Annotated in this window: 1 protein-coding gene; it reads right to left on the bottom strand. The window is 60.9% G+C overall.

Going from position 1 to position 3,206, the window contains the following annotated elements:
- Window positions 1-3,095: autotransporter-associated beta strand repeat-containing protein (locus tag IQ216_RS12835; RefSeq protein ID WP_228007499.1), on the bottom strand; the 3,095-nt coding region annotated here is incomplete at its 3' end.
- Window positions 3,096-3,206 lie beyond the last annotated feature (111 nt).

The following is a 3,206-nucleotide window of genomic DNA, read 5'->3' as shown; positions in this document are numbered from 1 at the left end:
TTGATGTTCCGGCTGGCGTTGAAGCCATAGGTGAAGGTGTCGAGGTCTCGATCGGTCGACTGGATCTGCCATACCGCCTCTCCCAGCCTGGCAGCGCGCTCAACCGTCGGATCGTCACCTATGTCGCGTGCCCAGGTGCCGAAGAGGGAGAAGTCCGTTCCCGCCACAAAGCGGGCTACTTCTGCGCCCAGATTCGTCTGGGTAGTGTGGCGGGATTCTGCCTCAAGGGTCAGCTTGGCATGATCGATATTGCCGGTCTCGCGATAGGCGCCGGTATTCATGAAAGCCGTCCGCAGGCCGCCGATGGCGTAGACGCTGGTCTCGCCGGCATTCACCAGCCGGTAGCGGGCTTCCAGCTGCGCATGCGTCGTGGAAACCGGCTTGCCGGACTTTGTGAAGGCCAGACCGCTGCTCAGCGGCGTGACGCGGCTGACTTTTGGCGAAGCCTCCGTGTAGCCCAGAAGACCCGAAAGCGTAAGACGAGCCGTGACGGTGCGGCTGCCATAGGCATAGACCGACAGCATGTGGCTGGTCGCGCCGTTGGCCGTGTCATTGTAGAGTTCGACAGTCTTGTAGCTGCCAGCAACGCCAGCCCGAATTTCAGGCGTATTGAGGATGGTGGCGCCGAGGGTGAGGCCATATACATCCTCATCAAAGCCGAAGCCAGCCGCATCCGGATCATAGCTTGAGACACTGGCTTCCGCACGGCCCCAGACGCGGGTGCCATCGTTCAGCTCACGGTCGACACCCCCTATCATCCAGCCGCCGGAGGCAGCTGTCATGACCATCTCGTCCGATGCGCGCAGGATCGATTCCGTGCTCTCCAGGATATGCGCGTGCATATCGCCGGACAGGGACGCAAGCGCGCCTGCCACCTGAGCCTGGGTCATGCCATCAAACTCTGCGAAGAGCGGGAGAAGCTCTCCGCTGGCCAGTTCGCCATAGGCAGACGCAAGATCAAGCGCCGTCCCGAAGGCCACTGCGTTCGAGCGAAGCGCGCTGTCCTGAGCAAGGGTGGCCAGACTGCGCGCCACCAGCGTCAGCTGGATCGTGTCGGGATTGTAGAGCACTTTAAACCGTGTGTTCGGCGCAAGTCCGCTCTGGGGCTGGACGATGGAGTCGAAGGTTCCGGCTATGTTGTCAGCTGAAACGATCGTGAACACGTCGCCGATGACTGGCGTAAAGGCATTCGTGGCGTCACCGTTGATGCCTCGCAGCAACGGATTGATTGACCCGCCGGCACTGAAGGTGGCGCCTTCACCGGTCAGGACAATGCGGTCATACGAACCCGCGCCACCTTCTGCGCTCCACACCCGCCCATCGATCTCGGCCTCAAGGACGGAACCCTGAGACAACGTGACGTCCCCGCTGACGTAGAGCGTACCGGGGGAATTACCCGGTTTCAGCGTGCCCCCCGACAGAACCATGACGGAACCGTCGATACCCCCGTTACCCAGGAGAGAGGCGTTGTTGGCAACCATCAACAACTCTGTTCCCAGAAGGCCGTCGACACTGAGGCTACCTTCGTCAAGAAAAGTGTTTCCGGCGATACCGCTCTGGCCCGTGAGCCTGAGAAGACCGTTGCCAAGTTTACGCAGCGCCCCGTCTCCAACGATGGTTCCGGTGTACTCGCCATCCTCATCCTGGAGGAACTCGACCGTGCCATCATTCCAGACATCGCCCTGGATCGCGCCGGCCGCGCCTGCGAGCACGCCCTGTTCGACATAGGTGCCGCCTGAATAGGTGTTCTCGGCGGTCAGCTCCAGACGGCCCTGCCCCAGAAGGTTCAGAGCGCCGTCACCGGAAATCACACCGTTCCAGATGACTTCGTTTTCCTGAACATCCATCCGCGAGGCGGCGTGATCGATGATCAGCTCACGGCTGATTTCCATATCGTCAGCAGCCTGGAACACGGCGTTTCCTATGGTCAGCGACCCTGCGCCAAGATTGGCATCATGGCTGGCTGCCAGGACCCCTTCCAGAACGGTGATGTCACCGGTGAAGGAATTTTCACCGGACAGCTCAAGACGGCCTTCGCCCAACTTGATAAGGGCACCTTCGCCGGACATGTTGCCGGAAAAGGTACCATCGTCAGTCTGGAGGAAGACGACGTTGCCGTTATTGAGGACATCGCCCTGGATTGCCGCAGCCGCCCCCATCAGCGTACCTTCTTCCACTTCCGTGGTGCCGGTGTAGCTGTTTTGACCTGTCATCAGGAGAACGCCCGCGCCGGTCTTGCGGACCCTGCCCCTGCCGGAAATGTTACCGGAAAAAAGCCCGTCCTGCACCTGGCGGAACTCCACAATGCCGGCATTGCTGATATTCCCCTGCAAGGCACCGGCAGCGCCGATGAGCGTCCCTTGCGAGACATCCGTACCGCCTGAATAGGTGTTTGCTCCGGTGAGCAGCAGAGCGCCCTCGCCCGTCTTGCGAAGGGTGCCTTCACCCGACATCTGACCGGCATAGGCTCCCGCGTCCGTTTCCCGGAATTCGACCGTGGCGCCATTCCAGATGGTGCCCTGGAGCGAAGCGGAATTACCTGCCAGAACACCTTGCATGACGACGGGGTCGCCCGAATAGGTGTTAAGGCCGGTCAGTTCCAGAATACCGTCCCCAAGTTTGCGAAAGATTCCGTTGCCTGACACCGTGCCGGCATACTCACCGTCCGTTGTCTGCATAAAGATCAGGTTTGCATTGTTGACAATATCACCCTGAAGGGAGTCAGAAGTTCCCGCCAAGGCGCCCTCGGCGATCTCCGTTCCGCCCTGATAACTGTTTGCGCCTGTCAGAAGCAGAACCCCGGCGCCGGTTTTGCGCAGGGCACCTTCACCGGTCATTGCGCCGGCATAGGTACCATCTTCAGCCTGGCGGAACTCGACCATACCGTTGTTGGCGATGTCGCCCTGGAGCGCACCGGCGGCGCCTGCGAGCGTGCCTGCCTCCACATAGGTGCCGCCTGCATAGGTGTTCTCACCGGTCAGGACCAGAAGGCCATTCCCGAGAAGGTTCAGAGCGCCGTCACCGGCAATACGTCCTGTCCAGCTCACGTCATAAGACTGGACATCAACGCGCGAGCCTGCGTGATCGACAAACATTTCGCGGCTGGAGTCCATGTCAGCACCCGCCTGGAAGACGGCGTTGCCGATGCGGAGGGGACCAGCGCCGAGGTTTGCATCGGAGGATGCGCGCAGAATACCATCCTGCAC

The organism is Cyanobium sp. LEGE 06143 (assembly GCF_015207535.1).
Classification (GTDB): Bacteria; Cyanobacteriota; Cyanobacteriia; order PCC-6307; family Cyanobiaceae; genus NIES-981.
This window is presented reverse-complemented; position numbering and strand designations above follow the sequence as displayed.